This window comes from Campylobacter avium LMG 24591, from assembly GCF_002238335.1.
Classification (GTDB): Bacteria; Campylobacterota; Campylobacteria; order Campylobacterales; family Campylobacteraceae; genus Campylobacter_D; species Campylobacter_D avium.
On the sequence record NZ_CP022347.1, the window covers coordinates 64,641 to 79,418 of the forward strand.

Consider the following 14,778-nt stretch of genomic DNA (forward strand, 5'->3'; position numbering starts at 1 on the left):
ATATTTTGCTTTTAAAGTTTTTTTTAATATACTTTTGCTTTTAAATTTAATAAATTGGGAGCTAAATCTTGGAAAACATTAGAAATATAGCTGTTATCGCTCACGTTGATCACGGAAAAACTACGCTTGTAGATGAGCTTTTAAAGCAATCAGGAACCTTTTCTCAAAGAGAGCAAATCGCTGAAAGAGTTATGGATAGCAATGATATAGAAAAGGAAAGAGGCATAACCATACTTTCAAAAAATACTGCCATAAAATACGAAGGCTATAAGATAAACATCATAGACACTCCCGGACACGCTGATTTTGGTGGCGAGGTTGAACGTGTTTTAAAAATGGTAGATGGGGTCTTGCTCTTAGTTGATGCTCAAGAAGGCGTTATGCCCCAAACTAAATTTGTGGTTAAAAAAGCCCTGTCTTTGGGCTTAAAACCCATAGTTGTGATAAATAAAATAGACAAGCCAGCAGCCGAGCCTGACAGAGTTATAAATGAAATTTTTGACCTTTTTGTTGCCTTAGAAGCAAATGATGAGCAACTTGACTTTGCTGTTGTTTATGCGGCTGCTAAAAATGGCTACGCAAAGCTAAATTTAGATGATGAAAACAAGGATATGAAGCCGCTTTTTCAAACCATTATAGACAGAGTTCCAGCACCAAGTGGCAAGGCAGAAAATCCTTTACAGCTACAAGTTTTCACCCTTGGCTATGATAATTTTGTGGGCAAGATTGGCATTGCTAGAATTTTTAATGGTAAGGTTAGGAAAAATGAAACTGTCTTACTAGCAAAGGCTGATGGCGAAAAGGTAAATGGCAGGGTTTCAAAGCTAATTGGCTTTTTAGGGCTTGAAAAGATGGATATAGAAGAAGCAAGTTGCGGAGATATAGTCGCTATTGCTGGTTTTGAAACTCTTGATGTGGGAGATAGCATAGTTGATCTTAACAATCCTTTGCCACTTGATCCTTTACACATAGAAGAGCCTACCTTAAGCATAGTTTTTTCAGTAAATGACGGCAAATTAGCGGGCACGGAAGGTAAGCATGTAACGGCAAATAAAATAGCCGAGAGATTAGAAGCTGAAATGAAGACAAATATAGCCATGAAGTATGAAAATATAGGAGAGGGCAAATTTAAGGTAAGTGGACGTGGAGAGCTTCAAATAACAATCTTAGCTGAAAATATGAGAAGAGAGGGCTTTGAGTTTTGTATGGGGAGGCCTGAGGTCATCATAAAGGTAGAAAACGGAGTAAAGACAGAGCCTTTTGAGCACCTAGTTATAGATGTGCCTGACGAATTTAGCGGTGCTGTTATAGAAAAGCTTGGCAAAAGAAAGGCTGAGATGAAAACTATGGTCCCAACTGCAGATGGGCAAACTAGGCTTGAATTTGAAATTCCAGCAAGATCTTTAATAGGCTTTAGAAGTCAGTTTCTAACCGATACAAAGGGCGAGGGCGTGATGAATCATAGCTTTTTAGAATTTCGTCCTTTTAGCGGAGCGGTTGAAAAAAGAGGCAATGGTGCTTTAATATCTATGGAAGATGGAGTGGCTTTGGGATACTCTCTTTTTAACTTGCAAGATAGAGGAGTGCTTTTTATAGAGCCTCAAACTAAGGTTTATGTGGGTATGATAATAGGAGAGCATTCGCGTCCAAATGATTTGGATGTAAATCCTATAAAGGGCAAAAACCTAACAAATGTTAGAGCCAGCGGAAGCGATGATGCTATAAAACTTGTGCCTCCTAGAAAGCTAAGCCTTGAAAGAGCCTTAGAATGGATAGAAGAAGATGAGCTTGTAGAGGTAACTCCGCTAAATGTAAGAGTTAGGAAAAAATACCTTGATCCAAACCAAAGAAAAAGAATGCAAAGGCAAAATTCTTAAATGCAAGAATTAGAAGACAATAGACTTTTTATACTAAAAAGACTTGGAATTTTAAGAATTTTAAGCATAATAGAAGCTTTTATCGTGGCTTTTTTAGCCTTTGTGCTTACTAAGGATTTGATTATTTGCATAGTGCTTGCTGTTTTTGTGGGAATTTTGTTTTTTAGGCTTACAAGCAAAACTTTGTTGCAAAAAAAATCCATGCTTGAGCTTGAAATTACCAGGCTTTTTTTGAGGCAAAATCATGCCAAATTTAAATCTTTAGGCATAAAAGAAAAGGACTTTGCAACTTTAAGCTCTCTTAATTTTAATGATTTTAAGTCTTTAAATAGCTTTGAGTTTAAGCATTTTACAGTTTATGATGTTTTTTTTAAAGATGAGGTAAAAAGGGCGTTTTGCGGAATTTTTATAAAATCCCAAAAAGATGTAAATAAAGAATTAAACCAAGATTTAGAGCAAATTTTTACAAAAATAAAGGTGAAAAAATTTGACACAAATCACCTTTGCTGCGGGGATAAGTGGATATTAATTTCTACTCTTAGAAACCCATTTTTTGCAGATTTAAAGCTTAGCGTTGAAAAAAACTTAAAAATTATGCAAGAAAATTTAGACAAAATAAAAGCCTTGTTTAGCCCTCATTCCTCACAATAAGACTTGTTGGCAGCTTAAATTTGCTTATAAGTTCTGCTTCTTTTTGCCTCATTTGCCCGCCGTCTGTTTCGTGGTCAAAGCCTAGCAAATGCAACAAAGCATGTATGAAAAGCAAGGCATACTCATCTTCTAAGCTGTGATTTAGCTTAGTGGCCATTCTTTGTGCTTCATCCTCATTTATCACTATGCTTCCTAGTATCGCATTTGGCACATTTTCTAAGGGAAAAGAAAGCACATCTGTGATTTTGTCTATGTTTCTATGCTTTAAATTTAGCTCTTTCATTTGCTCATCATCTACAAAGATTAATTCTATATCCCTGGAACTAAGACTTTTTGCTATCTCATCTAAAAGCTTAAAATTTCTTTCGCAAAGTATCATAAATATGCCTTTTTTGGTTAAAATTAGCTTTTATTATAGTTAAGGAAAGAAAATGAAAAAAGCCTTGTGCATAATCAGCGGTGGCATGGACAGCACTTTGTGTGCGTATTTAGCAAGAAAAAATGGCTATGAGATAGTAGCCTTGCATTTTAATTACGGGCAAAGAACAGAGCAAAGAGAAGAGCTTTGCTTTAAGCAAATTTGCGATGATTTGGGTGTTGTTTCAAGATATGTTTTTGATACTAGCTTTATAAAGTGCATAGGTGCAAATTCTTTAACAGATGAGAATTTGCAAATTCCAAAAGATGAACTAAACAAATACGACACGCCAAATACCTATGTGCCGTTTAGAAATGGAATTTTTCTTAGCATAGCTGCTGCCGTGGCTGAAAAAGAGGAGTGCGAAGCCATATTTATAGGCGTTTTGCAAGAGGATAATAGCGGCTATGCTGACTGCTCTCAAGCTTTTATAACAAAGGCTGAGGATTTTATAAACGAAGGGAGAGCAACAAAAATAAAGCTTAGCATACAAACACCGCTTATAAATTTAAGCAAAAAAGATGTTGTGCTTTTAGCTCACAAAGAGGGCGTGCCTTTGCACCTTACATATTCTTGCTATGAAAGAAATGACAAGGCCTGCGGGCACTGCGATAGCTGCTTGCTTAGGCTAAGGGGCTTTAAAGAGGCTAATTTAAAAGATGAGATAGAGTATGTGTAATTTTACTCGTTAAAATTCGTTAAATTTAGCTCATTAAGTGATAAATCATAGTAGTTTGCGTCCTCCCTTAAGCAAAAGCCATAATGTGACCAAAAGGTATTTCCTAGGTCGTTATTTTTAAAGGCTATGAGGGCTATTTTGTTGATTTTTTCATTTTTCAGTGCTTCAAGGCAGAATTTGCTCATCTTATGCGCTATGCCTTGTTTTCTGTAATCCTCATCAACGCAGACATGATAAAAACTACCCGTTCTGCCATCATGCCCGCATAAAATACTGCCAACTATCAAGCCGTTATGCTCTGCAACTGCGCTTAAATTTGGATTTCTATCTATGAAACTGTGTATATTTTCCTTGCTATCGTCTATGCTTCGTATCCCAAAACCCTTAATCTTAGACCAAAGCTCATAAACGCCGTCGTAATCATCTTTTTGCATAGCTCTAATTATCATAATTTTTCCTTCTTTAAATTTCTGCTAGCCCTTGTAATCCTGTCTTTTCGTCAAGATTAAAAAGTATATTCATGTTTTGTATGGCTTGCCCTGCCGCACCTTTGATTAGATTGTCAAGAGAGGCTAAAACAAGCAAATTATTAGTTCTTGTATCAAGGCTGATGTTGATATCTACATAGTTGCTGCCTCTTACAAATTTGCTTTGAGGCAAGATGTCTTTTGGAAGCAATCTTATAAAATGCTCATCTTTATAGTATTTTTCATATATCGCTCTTACTTCCTCTTCACTTAACTTTTCTTTAAGTCTTACATAAGAAGTGCTTAAAATTCCCCTTTGCATAGGTATTAGATGAGGGGTGAATTGAAGCACTACTTCATCATTTAAGGCCAAAGAAAGCTCTTGCTCTATCTCTGGTGTGTGACGATGTGTTTTTAAGCCGTAAGCTTTGATATTTTCATTTACCTCGCAAAATAAGGAATCAAGCTTTGCTTCCTTTCCAGCACCGCTTGTGCCACTTTTTGCGTCTATTATGATGAAGTCTTTATCAATCAAATTTTCCTTTACTAAAGGATAAAGACTTAGTATGGAACAGGTGGTGTAGCAGCCTGGATTTGCTATCAATCTAGCTTTTTTTATCTCGTTTCTATGAATTTCGCACAAACCATACACGGCCTCGTTTAAAAAGTCTTTTGCTTTGTGCTCTATCTTGTAGTACTGCTCATATACTTTTGCATTTTTTATCCTAAAATCAGCACTTAAATCTATTATTTTTGTACTTTTAAGCAAATTTTCGTTAATTATACTTGCACAAAAGCCCTGAGGAGTGGCGCAAAAAAGCAGGTCAAGCTCCTTGCATTTTTCTAAATTTACATCCTCAAATTCTAAATCTATCTTGCCGTATAAATTTGGATAAAGCTCGTAGTATTTTTTACCCTTATGTGTTCTTGAGCTTAGGTATTTTATCTCCACTGCTTCGTGATTTAGCAAAAGCCTTACTAACTCATAACCCACATAGCCATTTGAACCTAGCACCCCAAGCTTTATTTTTGACATCTTTACCTCTTAAAATTCATTTGTGAAATTTGTATTATAATACATTTTTAAAGTAACTAAGGATAAATCTTGTTTATAGATAGTGTAAAACTGAATATAGCCTCTGGAGACGGCGGCAAGGGAGCCGTTAGTTTTCGTAGAGAAAAACATGTGCTTTTGGGCGGTCCTGATGGCGGCGATGGCGGCGATGGCGGCGATGTTTATTTTGTTTGTGATAATAACTTGCATACGCTTTTGCACTTCAAAGGAAAGAAAGAATTTAAGGCTAGTAACGGGGTAGATGGGCAAAAACGAAACAAAAGTGGCAAAAAAGGAGAGGATTTAGAGCTAAGAGTTCCGGCCGGAACCCAGGTGATAGACAGCGAAACTAAGGAACTTTTGCTTGATTTGCAGGTCGAGGGACAAAAAGAGCTCTTTTTAAAAGGAGGGATAGGCGGTAAAGGAAATACATACTTTAAAAGCCCTACAAATCAAGTTCCACAATACGCACAGCAGGGCAAAAAAGGGCTTAAAAAAACTGTAAATTTAGAGCTAAAGCTCATCGCAGATGTTGGGCTTGTTGGCTTTCCAAATGTTGGTAAATCCACGCTTATTTCAGTTTTATCTAACGCAAGGCCTGAGATAGCTAATTATGAGTTTACAACTCTTACTCCAAAACTTGGTTTGGTAAAGGTTGATGAGTATGATAGCTTTGTGATGGCTGATATACCAGGCATTATAGAAGGAGCTAGTGTAGGCAAGGGGCTTGGACTAAAGTTTTTAAAGCATATAGAAAGAACAAATTTCTTGCTTTTTTTGCTAGATATAAGCAGAGAGATGAGCCTTAAAACCCAGTTTCAAACCCTACAAAAAGAGCTGCAAAATTTTTCTGCTGTTTTGGCTAAAAAGAGCTTTGCTGTGCTTTTATCAAAGACTGATTTACTTGAAGATGAGTATTTTAAAGCTAAATTTGATGAGGAAGAAAGGGAGCTTGAGGGTGTTTTGGGTGAGGCTAGGTTTGTGAGTTTGATTTCTTCTTTAAAACAAGATAGTTTAACAGAGCTGAAATTTAAGCTTTACAAGGAGCTTAAGGCTTAATGCAAGGCTATATCTTGCACACGCAAAGGGTGCGTGATGAGGATTTGATAGTATATATTCTAAGCAAAAACAAGCTTTTAAAGGCATACCGTTTTTACGGGCTTAGGCATTCTAGTATATTAAGCGGCTACAAGATAGATTTTGCTTTAGAAGAGCACATGTCTTTCTTGCCAAGGCTTAAAGATACTATGCACCTTGGTTTTGAGTGGATTTTAAATAGAGAGAAAATGCTTATTTGGCAAGAATTTATAAGGCTTTTTTATAGACATTTAAAAGATATTGAGGAGTGCGATAGCTTTTATTTTGAGCTTTTAAACGAAAGTGCAAAAAGGTTTGCTAGGCAGAATTCAAAGCGTGTTATTTTAGATGCTTATCTTGAACTTTTAAGCTTTGAGGGGCGTTTGCATACAAAATTTAGATGTTTTGTTTGCGATGAACTTATAGATAATGAAAATATAGGCTTGGTAAGGGCTTTTTTGCCAGCACACAAGGATTGCGCCTTTGTATATGAGGTAGCACAAGATAAATTAAAGCACTTTTATCAAAACAAAAACTCGTCTATCTTTGATGATAATGAAGTAAGCGATATGTATAAGATTATAAAGGAAGGTTTTTAATGGTGGTTCCGATTGGGCTCGAACCAACGACTTCCACCATGTCAAGGTGACACTCTACCAACTGAGTTACGGAACCAAAAGCTAGGTTAAACCTAGCTTATTTTTAGTTAAAATCGGCTTTGATTTGCTCTACCCAGTTAGAAATTCTTTCCTCTGTCAAATCTTCTTGATTGTCATTGTCTAGGGCAAGTCCTACAAATTTGCCATCAACTACAGCTTCGCTGCTTTCATAGCTATAGCCATCAGTTGAAACTTGGCCTACTAGTTTAGCGCCAGCAGCTTGTAATTTTTCAGCTAATTTACCCATAGCATTGCAGTATGTATCAGAGTATGATTCGCTATCTCCCATGCCAAATACAGCTACAGTCTTGCCGTCAAGCTTTAAGCCTGAGAAATCAAAAGCATCCCAATCATCTTGCAAATCACCGCTTCCCCAAGTAGATGAGCCAACTATTAGCTTGTCATAAGAATTAATCTTAGCAGCGTCTATATCAGATATATTTAATACATCAGAAACCCCAAGCTTTTCAGCTATTAAATTTGCCGCACCTTCTGTGTTTCCCATAGAACTTCCGTAAATTACCGCAACAGACATTTACTTCTCCTTTTTGAAATTTTCTTAATTTAAAGCCTAAATTCTAGCACAGTTTAGATAATATTTTTTATTTATGCGAAATTTTTTACACCAAAATTTAGCCATTTGATTTAAAAGCTTTGGTTAGTGCAGTGCTTTTGAACGCACTCGTTACAGTTGAAATTTGAGTGTAGCTTAAACACTTTACAATACTCAGCATAAACGCAAGATACGCTTCTTTTGGCACATACTAAGGCTATCTTTCTTTTTTTAGCCTCGCTTTTAATCTTTTTCATGGTGTTGTGATTTAAAAAGCTAGTTAGCATAACTATACACTCAACATTCTTTGGTATGGGCTTTTTATTGACTCTATTTTCGTTTCTAGCGTCCCAATGCTCGATATTTTCAGCACCCAAATCCTTAAGAACTGCTTTTATAGGAGTTATTTCATCAGCGCCTATTACCAATACTTGCATTTTTTCTCCTTAACGATTTTAATAATGGTTATTATAATATAAAAAACTAAATTTATTTTGAAAATAATTATTAAAATTTTAATTTTTAGTTTTTAACTTTTTTAAACTGTTTTATATTTCTTGACTTTTAATTTCTTTTGCTGTATAATCCATGTTTCTTTTTTTACAGTTTGCAACTTCGGGGTGTAGCGCAGTCTGGTTAGCGCACCTGGTTTGGGACCAGGGGGTCGAAAGTTCGAATCTTTTCACCCCGACCATTTTTTAAAATGGTGAGTGTAGCTCAGTCGGTTAGAGCATCAGATTGTGGTCCTGAGGGTCGTGGGTTCGATTCCCATCACTCACCCCAGTCGCGCTCGTAGCTCAACTGGATAGAGCAACAGACTTCGGATCTGTAGGTTATGGGTTCGACTCCTATCGGGCGCACCATTTTACATTGTTTGAGCGCTCATAGCTCAGCTGGATAGAGCAACGGCCTTCTAAGCCGTAGGTCAGAGGTTCGAATCCTCTTGAGCGTACCACTTATGCGGATGTGGTGAAATTGGCAGACACGCCAGACTTAGGATCTGGTGCAGCAATGCGTGAAGGTTCAAGTCCTTTCATCCGCACCACTTCTTTATTTATTAACAATTCGTTTTTTTTGTAAAAATTAAAACAAAAAAGAAAAAATATGTTTCAAAGCTTTCATGATGAATTTTCTTGTATCTTTATACACATCCCAAAAACCGCAGGCACAAGCGTAGAAAGAGCGATATTTAAGACTGAGCATTGGCTTGTGGGGCATAGAAAGGCTCTTGATTATGTGAGAGTTGATGAGGAGAAATTTCATAGTTATTTTTCTTTTGCCTTTGTTATAAATCCTTTTGATAGGATGGTTTCTGCCTTTCATTATCTTAAGCAAGGTGGCGGAAATGCTATAGATAAAAACTTTGCTGATGAGCATTTAAAGGACTGTGCTGATTTTAAATCTTTTATTTTGCATTAAAAAATGATGCTTTCAAGGAAAAAATTTTAGCTTGGATGCACTTTGTGCCACAGTATATTTATGTTTGCGATGAGGATAAAAATGTCTTGGTGGATTTTCTTGGGAAATTTGAGAATTTAGAGGAGGATTTTTCTAAACTTTTAAGAATTTTAAACAGAAAAGAAAGCTTAAGCAAGGCAAATAAAAGCAAGCATTTAAGTTTTGAAAAATACTATGATAAGACGGCTTTTGCTGTGGTAAAAGAGCTTTATAAAGATGATTTTGAGCTTTTTGATTATGATGAAAAGGACTTTTCTAGCTTTGAGAAAAGCCTAAAAAATAAGGATAAAAAATCTTGGATAATAATTTGCTAAATTTAAGGCAAATCAAAAATTTATACAATAAAAACTCAAATTTAAGCTTTGAACTTAAGCACTTAAATAGCCAAAAAGAAAGTTTAGAGCAAAAAATCAAAGCTTTAGAGCAAGATTTATCGCATTATAAAGGCTATGAATTTAAGCTAAAAATGCAAATTTTAGAAGAAAAGTTAAGAAAAAAAAGAGCTTGAAAATGAGTTTTTAAAAAAGAAATTAAGCTTAAATTTTTAAAATAAATTTTCTTGGATGTAAAGTTTAAACGGCTTTAAATTTACTATTTTTTCATATAATTGATAAAAAATATCATTTAGAGTCTTGCTTATGGATTTTATTTTAAAAATTATCAAAGAAAATAAAGTAAAAATAACACTGTTCGTATTTTTTTCATCCTTATCCTCTTTTTTTAGCATTTGGCTTTTATCTTTTATAAATAATTATTTGCTCAAATTGCAAGGTTTTCATATTTCTTTACTTTTTTATTTCATCCTCTTGCTTCTTGCCCTGTTCTTATCGTCCGTGTGCGTGGAATTTGCTTTATCTGTTTTTGGACAAAATTTCATCTTTAAAATGCAAAGAAAAGTAGTAAAGCAAATTTTAGACACCAACATCTTGCAGATAGAAAAGATAGGAAAAGCCAAGCTCTTAGCCTCTCTTAGCTCTGATGTTCGCTCTATATCCTTTGCCCTGCTTAGAGTGCCTGATTTTTTACAAGCAAGCATTTTATTTATAGCACTTTTAGCCTATATCTTTTATCTATCAAGAGAAATTTTTTTGCTGTGTTTGGTGTTTTTTGCGATAACAGCTTTTATAAATTATATTTTAGCTAGTAAAATACACAGGTATTTTAAACTATCAAGAAATAGCGATGATGCCTTGCAAAATTCATATCAAAACATAATAGACGGGCACAAGAATTTAAGCTTAAATTCGCACAGAGCGAAGCTGTATTATGAAAAATACTTTGAAAAAGCAGCTTCTAGCAAAAGATTTAGCAATATAAGAGCAAATTTAATGCACAGCATTTCAAGCAATTTCACAAATATAAGCTTTTTATCCCTTGTTGGCTTTGAATTTTTCTTAGCCTTAAATTTTAAGCTAACAAGCATAGAAAACGCCACAACCATAGCCTTGGCTATATTTTTCTTAAGAGCACCCCTACTTTCTTTGCTTTCTTCTGTGCCTACGCTTTTAACGGCTAAGATTGCGCTTGATAAGATAAGTAATTTAGAGCTAAATTCGTATGATGATAGCTTTCATATCGCAAAACCCTTTAGTAAGTGGAGCAAAATTAGCTTTAAAAATTTGGCCTTTTCTTACGGCAATTTTTCCTTAAAGCCCACAACTTTGGACATTCACAAAGGAGAATTGATATTTTTAATAGGAAAAAACGGCAGCGGCAAATCAACCTTTTCCTTGCTTTTTTCGGCCTTGATAAAAGCTAAGAGCGGGGAGCTGTATTTAGATGAGCACAAGATAGATGATGATAATGTCTATGCTTACAGGGCACTTATATCAGCGATTTTTAGCGAATTTCATCTTTTTACTCAAACCATAAAAAACGGCGTTTGCGCTGATGAAAAAGATATAAAGCATTATCTTAAAATACTTGAGTTAGAAAATAAAATTAAGGTAAAAGACGCAGAATTAACGGATACTAAGCTTTCTAGCGGGCAGAAAAAACGTCTTGCGATGTTGATTTGTTTGCTAGAAGAAAGAGATGTGTTGATTTTTGATGAATTTGCAGCAGATCAAGATCCTGTGTTTAGGAGATTTTTTTATAAAGAGCTTTTGCCTTTACTTAAAAAGCAAGGCAAAACCATACTTACGATAAGTCACGATGAGACTTATTTTGACGCAGCAGATAGAATTTTGCTAGCTCAAGATGGATATATTAGCGAGATAAAAGGTGTTAATAAAAAAGAAATCGCAAGTGATATAATCAAGCATTTTACTTAGATAAATCCCAATCAATAGGGTTTTTCTTGTGCTCTATCAAATAAGCATTAGCCTTTGAAAAATGCTTACAGCCTAAAAACCCAACCCTTGCTAGAGGGCTTGGATGTGCTGCTAAAAGCACTAGGTGTTTTTTTGGGTTTATTAAATTTTTTTTACTTTTAGCGAAATTTCCCCAAAGCAAAAAGACCAAATGTTCCTTTTCATCGCTTAGCTTTTTTATCACTGCGTCGCTAAAAATTTCCCAGCCAAAATTAGCGTGAGACAGCGGCCTAGCCTCCTCAACAGTTAAGATAGAATTTAAGAGCAAAACGCCTTCTTTAGCCCATTTGCTTAAATCTCCGCTCTTGGCTATATCAAGGTTTAAATCATCTTTTAATTCTTTAAAAATATTTCTTAAAGAAGGAGGTATTGAAAGATCTTTTGGTACAGAAAAAGAAAGCCCCATGGCTTGATGCTTTTGATGATATGGATCTTGCCCTAAAAGTACAACTTTAATCTTGTTTAAAGGGCATAGATTAAAGGCGTTGAAAACCAAATTTGCGGGAGGGAAGATGTTTTTGCCTTGTTTTAATTCTTTTATATAATTTTCTTTTATTTTTGCAAAATAAGGCTTTAAAAACTCATCTTTTAAAAAATTTTTCCAATCCTCATTTATCTTTATATCTTCTAGTTTTATCATTTTTATCCTTTCTTGTAAATTCTACCCAAAAAGCTGTTTAGAATAGGTTTTTAAGTGATGGCGGTTCATAAATCTATGCTAGACTTAAGAAAAAAGAAAGGATGAAGATGCCAATTGTTAATATAAAACTAGCAAAACCAGCACTTGATAAAGAAACAAAGGCTGAGCTGATAAAGGATGTAACAGAGCTACTTTCTACAAAATACAATAAAACAAAAGAAAGGATAGTAGTGCAAATAGAAGATATAGAAAGCTTTGACATAGGCTTTGGCGGAGAAACCGTGGAAAAACTTAAGGCTAAGCAATGAAAGAGCTAAGCATAGGCGATAAGGCGCCTGACTTTGCCTTAAAAAATAGCGATGAAAATTTAATCTCTTTGAAAGATTTTTTAGGCAAAAAAGTTGTGATTTATTTTTACCCAAAGGATGATACTCCGGGTTGCACCACACAGGCCTGTGATTTTACACAAAATTATGAAAGATTAAGGGCTAATGATATAGTAGTCATTGGTATAAGTCCTGATGATAGCAAGTCTCACTCAAAATTTATAGATAAATACGGCTTAAAACACATACTTTTAAGCGACACTGAAAAAGAGGTTATCAAAGCTTACGGTGCTTGGGGTCTTAAGAAAAATTATGGCAAAGAATATGAAGGGCTTATAAGAAGCACCTTTGTTGTAGATGAAAGCGGAAAGATAGCTAAAATTTATAAAAATGTAAAGGCAAAGGGGCACATAGACATTTTGCTTAAGGATTTGGCTTGTTAGTGCATATTTGTTGTAGTGTGGATTCGCATTATTTTATGACAGAGCTTAGAAAGCTTTACCCAGAAGAAAAGATAACAGGCTTTTTTTATAATCCAAACATACATCCCCTAAGTGAGCACGAGCTAAGATATGTGGATGTAAAAAGATCTTGTGATAAGCTGGGTATCGAGCTTATCAAGGGCGAGTATGATTATGAAGCTTGGTTTTTGCAGGCTAAAGAGTATGCAAATGAGCCAGAAAAAGGGCTTCGCTGCGATGTTTGCTTTGATGTTAGGATGCAAAGAAGCGTTGAACTTGCAAAAAAACTTAAGAAAAAATTTTTTACCTCAACCCTTTTGATGAGCCCTAAAAAGGACTTAGAGCAACTCACAAGATCTATAAAAAAAGAGTGCGAGGATAGTAACATCAACTTTTTAACCCCGGATTTTAGAAAAGGCGGTGGCACACAAAAGCAGTTTGAGCTATCCAAAAAAGAAAAGCTTTATCATCAAAACTACTGCGGTTGCTTTTTTGCCCTAAATAAACAAAATTTAAACAAAATAGTAACAAATGAATTTTCCTCTCCCTTAAATAAACAAATTCTACCAGCTAGCGTAGAAGAAAGGATACAAACTTACGAAGAGGTTGCAAGGCTTGAAAAAGAGGGCAAGGACTATGATATATTTAAGGAGAAATTTTTAAACTACCGCCTTTTATCTGCTCTTGTAAGTGCTGATAAAAAGCCTTTAAAATCTCATATACTTTTTTATTCTCATTTTAAAAACAAGCTTTCCAAATTTAGCTTAGAAAATGAGTGCGAAAAAATTTTCATCTCAAAAGATGAGATACTTTTACTTTCCTTTAAGTCTTTTAACGAGCTTTGTGAAAATAAATTTAAAAACTTTGATGAGTTTTTAGAAAAAACACTTAGCATAGAAGAAGAAATTAAGATAAGAGCTAAGCTTTTTGATCCTTACAATCTAAGTCCTATCATAGTTTTAGAACAAATTCCAAAAGCTAAGATAGAAATAAAAGCAAAAAGTGAAATTTACTTTGATACAAGAGATAGGCTCGTAAGGCTTTAACTTTTTTGAGTTAAAGCTACTTGAAAATTTTTAACTAAAGGTCTACCTATACTTTTTACTTAGCTTAAAATACCTTTCCTGCGATATGTTTTAAAGTATAGCTTAATAAATTCTTTAAAATAGTACTTGATATAAAGTATAAAAATATCCTTGACTTTTGTTTTTTTTTTTTTTATAATTTTGCCCTTTAATTTTTACATTTGAAAGGTATATTTATGGTTGCAAAAAAGAAAATTTTAGGCTCTGTTATAGCTCTTTCTTTGCTTTCCTCTTTTTCTTTTGCTGATGAGAATTCGGGGATTTTTTTAGGTGTTGAAGCAGGAATTGGCTATAGTACTTTTAAAGATAAGAATTCAAACTTACCCACAGGTGTAGATATAATAGGTGGTGGTCCGGATTTTACTAAAAACCCTATTAGCTATGCAGGATTTGACGGAGCTTTAAAGCTTGGTTATAGATTTAATCCAGATCATAGGTTATATCTAAGTGTAGGAATGGGTCATAGAGCTAGTAAAGAAACAAAAATAGATATTACTGCTTTTGGAGTTTCTTTGTTGTCAGGAAATTATGATGTACAAAATTCAACTACAGATATCTTAGTAGGATATGATTTTACACCTAGTCTTACAGACGGTATTAGAGGTTTATTTGGTGTTTATGTCGGTCATTCTAGCTTAAAAACAGAAGTTGAACAGAAAGGTGATTACTTTGCAGTAAATGAAAGTTTTAAACAAAATTTTTCAGGTTTTGCCTATGGTGTAAAAGCTGGTACTATCTTTGATATAAATGAAAACAATGAAATAGATCTTAGCTTAAGATACACACAAAGAACTTATTCAGAAAAGGCGTTTGATCCGGACGACCCAACCTCTAAAGTAAAACCTGAAACTAGCGATGTTGGTATTTATATAGGCTATGCTTATAAGTTTTAAATTTATAATTTCTAGCCTTTAGAAATACTTATCTTTTAATGCTTTTGCATAGTGTAATGTTTTAGCTCTTTTGATACTTTTAAGGATTAGAAAGTCTTTCTAATCCTTGTTTATATCTGCATTTTTTAAATTCAGTGCAATTCTATCTAAAAAAACAACTTGATAAGA

19 protein-coding genes and 6 tRNA genes are annotated in these 14,778 nt (G+C 34.5%); 18 read left to right on the forward strand and 7 right to left on the reverse strand.

Annotated elements, in window-relative coordinates:
- The first annotated feature begins 68 nt into the window (after positions 1-68).
- Both typA and CAV_RS00310 read left to right on the forward strand, forming a co-directional pair.
- Entirely contained in the window at positions 69-1,877 is a 1,809-nt protein-coding gene (gene typA / locus CAV_RS00305; protein WP_094324533.1) for a translational GTPase TypA, read from the forward strand.
- Positions 1,878-2,528, forward strand: a complete 651-nt coding sequence (locus CAV_RS00310; RefSeq protein ID WP_094324534.1) for a hypothetical protein — start codon at positions 1,878-1,880, stop codon at positions 2,526-2,528.
- On the opposite strand, the gene ybeY is transcribed toward CAV_RS00310, so the two are convergent.
- Complete coding sequence (ybeY, locus tag CAV_RS00315; RefSeq protein ID WP_094324535.1) at positions 2,506-2,907, reverse strand: rRNA maturation RNase YbeY; 402 nt, start codon at positions 2,905-2,907, stop codon at positions 2,506-2,508. The genes CAV_RS00310 and ybeY overlap by 23 nt on opposite strands.
- A 52-nt stretch (positions 2,908-2,959) precedes the next feature.
- Here ybeY and queC point away from each other — a divergent pair, with 52 nt between their 5' ends.
- Complete coding sequence (gene queC, locus CAV_RS00320) at positions 2,960-3,625, forward strand: 7-cyano-7-deazaguanine synthase QueC (protein ID WP_094324536.1); 666 nt, start codon at positions 2,960-2,962, stop codon at positions 3,623-3,625.
- A 2-nt stretch (positions 3,626-3,627) separates the two neighbouring features.
- Here the strand turns inward: queC and CAV_RS00325 are convergent, their stop codons facing one another.
- Both CAV_RS00325 and argC read right to left on the reverse strand, forming a co-directional pair.
- Positions 3,628-4,074: a GNAT family N-acetyltransferase gene (locus tag CAV_RS00325; RefSeq protein WP_094324537.1), complete on the reverse strand. Its 447-nt coding sequence runs from the start codon at positions 4,072-4,074 to the stop codon at positions 3,628-3,630.
- Between the two features lie 13 nt (positions 4,075-4,087).
- Positions 4,088-5,128: an N-acetyl-gamma-glutamyl-phosphate reductase gene (gene argC / locus CAV_RS00330; RefSeq protein WP_094324538.1), complete on the reverse strand. Its 1,041-nt coding sequence runs from the start codon at positions 5,126-5,128 to the stop codon at positions 4,088-4,090.
- 69 nt (positions 5,129-5,197) lie between these two features.
- Between argC and obgE the strand changes: the two genes are divergently transcribed.
- Together obgE and recO are read left to right on the forward strand one after the other, a co-directional pair.
- Positions 5,198-6,205 (forward strand): GTPase ObgE, encoded by a 1,008-nt coding sequence (obgE, locus tag CAV_RS00335; RefSeq protein ID WP_094324539.1) that lies wholly within the window; start codon positions 5,198-5,200, stop codon positions 6,203-6,205.
- Positions 6,205-6,822 (forward strand): recombination protein RecO, encoded by a 618-nt coding sequence (recO, locus tag CAV_RS00340; protein WP_094324540.1) that lies wholly within the window; start codon positions 6,205-6,207, stop codon positions 6,820-6,822. The genes obgE and recO overlap by 1 nt, the downstream gene beginning before the upstream one ends.
- Here the strand turns inward: recO and CAV_RS00345 are convergent.
- From CAV_RS00345 to CAV_RS00355, 3 genes are all read right to left on the reverse strand, one after another.
- Positions 6,823-6,898: transfer RNA gene (locus CAV_RS00345), tRNA-Val, on the reverse strand.
- A gap of 27 nt (positions 6,899-6,925) precedes the next feature.
- Positions 6,926-7,417: a flavodoxin FldA gene (gene fldA, locus CAV_RS00350; protein ID WP_094324541.1), complete on the reverse strand. Its 492-nt coding sequence runs from the start codon at positions 7,415-7,417 to the stop codon at positions 6,926-6,928.
- 110 nt (positions 7,418-7,527) lie between these two features.
- Positions 7,528-7,872, reverse strand: coding sequence for a DUF2325 domain-containing protein (locus tag CAV_RS00355; protein WP_094324542.1), 345 nt, complete (start codon positions 7,870-7,872; stop codon positions 7,528-7,530).
- A 179-nt stretch (positions 7,873-8,051) separates the two neighbouring features.
- Here CAV_RS00355 and CAV_RS00360 point away from each other — a divergent pair.
- The 9 genes from CAV_RS00360 (at position 8,052) to CAV_RS00400 (ending at position 11,166) form a co-directional block, all read left to right on the forward strand.
- Positions 8,052-8,129: transfer RNA gene (locus tag CAV_RS00360), tRNA-Pro, on the forward strand.
- A gap of 12 nt (positions 8,130-8,141) precedes the next feature.
- Positions 8,142-8,218: transfer RNA gene (locus CAV_RS00365), tRNA-His, on the forward strand.
- A 3-nt stretch (positions 8,219-8,221) separates the two neighbouring features.
- Positions 8,222-8,298, forward strand: a tRNA-Arg gene (locus CAV_RS00370).
- 15 nt (positions 8,299-8,313) lie between these two features.
- Positions 8,314-8,390, forward strand: a tRNA-Arg gene (locus CAV_RS00375).
- Between the two features lie 5 nt (positions 8,391-8,395).
- Positions 8,396-8,480 (forward strand) — tRNA-Leu (locus tag CAV_RS00380).
- A 59-nt stretch (positions 8,481-8,539) separates the two neighbouring features.
- Positions 8,540-8,854, forward strand: a complete 315-nt coding sequence (locus CAV_RS09165) for a sulfotransferase family 2 domain-containing protein (protein WP_094324543.1) — start codon at positions 8,540-8,542, stop codon at positions 8,852-8,854.
- A gap of 35 nt (positions 8,855-8,889) precedes the next feature.
- A complete protein-coding gene (locus CAV_RS09170; protein ID WP_094324544.1) occupies positions 8,890-9,207 on the forward strand; it encodes a sulfotransferase family 2 domain-containing protein in 318 nt (105 codons plus the stop codon).
- Entirely contained in the window at positions 9,189-9,401 is a 213-nt protein-coding gene (locus CAV_RS00395) for a hypothetical protein (RefSeq protein WP_094324545.1), read from the forward strand. The genes CAV_RS09170 and CAV_RS00395 overlap by 19 nt, the downstream gene beginning before the upstream one ends.
- Before the next feature lie 130 nt (positions 9,402-9,531).
- On the forward strand, positions 9,532-11,166 hold the full coding sequence (locus tag CAV_RS00400) for a multidrug ABC transporter permease/ATP-binding protein (protein ID WP_094324546.1): 1,635 nt from the start codon (positions 9,532-9,534) through the stop codon (positions 11,164-11,166).
- Here CAV_RS00400 and ung read toward each other — a convergent pair.
- Positions 11,159-11,845, reverse strand: coding sequence for a uracil-DNA glycosylase (gene ung, locus CAV_RS00405; RefSeq protein WP_094324547.1), 687 nt, complete (start codon positions 11,843-11,845; stop codon positions 11,159-11,161). The genes CAV_RS00400 and ung overlap by 8 nt on opposite strands.
- Positions 11,846-11,952: 107 nt before the next feature.
- Between ung and CAV_RS00410 the strand changes: the two genes are divergently transcribed.
- The 4 genes from CAV_RS00410 (at position 11,953) to CAV_RS00425 (ending at position 14,610) form a co-directional block, all read left to right on the forward strand.
- A complete protein-coding gene (locus tag CAV_RS00410; protein WP_094324548.1) occupies positions 11,953-12,153 on the forward strand; it encodes a tautomerase family protein in 201 nt (66 codons plus the stop codon).
- Complete coding sequence (gene bcp, locus CAV_RS00415) at positions 12,150-12,614, forward strand: thioredoxin-dependent thiol peroxidase (RefSeq protein ID WP_094324549.1); 465 nt, start codon at positions 12,150-12,152, stop codon at positions 12,612-12,614. Before CAV_RS00410 ends, bcp begins: the two co-directional genes overlap by 4 nt.
- Complete coding sequence (locus tag CAV_RS00420; RefSeq protein WP_094324550.1) at positions 12,608-13,678, forward strand: epoxyqueuosine reductase QueH; 1,071 nt, start codon at positions 12,608-12,610, stop codon at positions 13,676-13,678. The genes bcp and CAV_RS00420 overlap by 7 nt, the downstream gene beginning before the upstream one ends.
- A gap of 215 nt (positions 13,679-13,893) precedes the next feature.
- Positions 13,894-14,610 (forward strand): outer membrane beta-barrel protein, encoded by a 717-nt coding sequence (locus tag CAV_RS00425; RefSeq protein ID WP_094324551.1) that lies wholly within the window; start codon positions 13,894-13,896, stop codon positions 14,608-14,610.
- Positions 14,611-14,778: the final 168 nt, after the last annotated feature.